The organism is Mesotoga sp. HF07.pep.5.2.highcov (assembly GCF_003666285.1).
Classification (GTDB): domain Bacteria; phylum Thermotogota; class Thermotogae; order Petrotogales; family Kosmotogaceae; genus Mesotoga; species Mesotoga prima.
In genome coordinates this window covers 1-564 of the sequence record NZ_JFHJ01000129.1, presented here as the reverse complement: position 1 = coordinate 564, position 564 = coordinate 1, and the positions used below count along the sequence as shown (strand labels likewise).

The window sequence follows — 564 nt, the reverse complement described above, 5'->3', positions numbered from 1 at the left end:
GGGGTTTGGCGATGAAAAAGGCATTTATCTTAGTTTTCCTTCTGCTCACAGTGTTCGTTTGCTTTGCCGTTGAGGAGACCTATACAATTCGCTTCAATACGGTGGCTGCACCGACTCAACCGCAGGTCCTTGCAATGAATAAGTTTGCCGAAGTTGTCGAGAATCTAAGTGGAGGCAAAATAGTTGTCAAGGTCTTCCATTCAGGTCAGCTCGGAGATCAGCAGACATCTTTGCTGGCAGTAATGAGGGGAGACCTCGAGATGGCCGGTGATGGAGCGCCATCGTGGTTCGCCGATCTTGGGAATATGCCTAAGATGGGAGTGCTCAATGCAGCCTACATTTTCAAGAGCCTTGACCACATGTATTCCGTCATGAACAGCCCGATGGTAAAGGATGGTTCGATGAACTGGCCTCGAACACCGGAATGAGGGTTCTGGATACATGGTATCTCGGTATGAGGCAGCTCAACACAACCGAAAAGGCTGGTCCCGTTTACAAGCCGGAAGATCTCAAAGGCATGAAGATCAGAATGCCAAATAACGAGGCCTTCATGGACATGGGACG

General features: G+C 49.5%; 1 pseudogene. It reads left to right on the top strand.

Annotated features, from left to right (window positions below):
- Positions 1-11 precede the first annotated feature (11 nt).
- Positions 12-564, top strand: a pseudogene (gene dctP, locus BG32_RS02035) (TRAP transporter substrate-binding protein DctP); the annotation flags it as partial.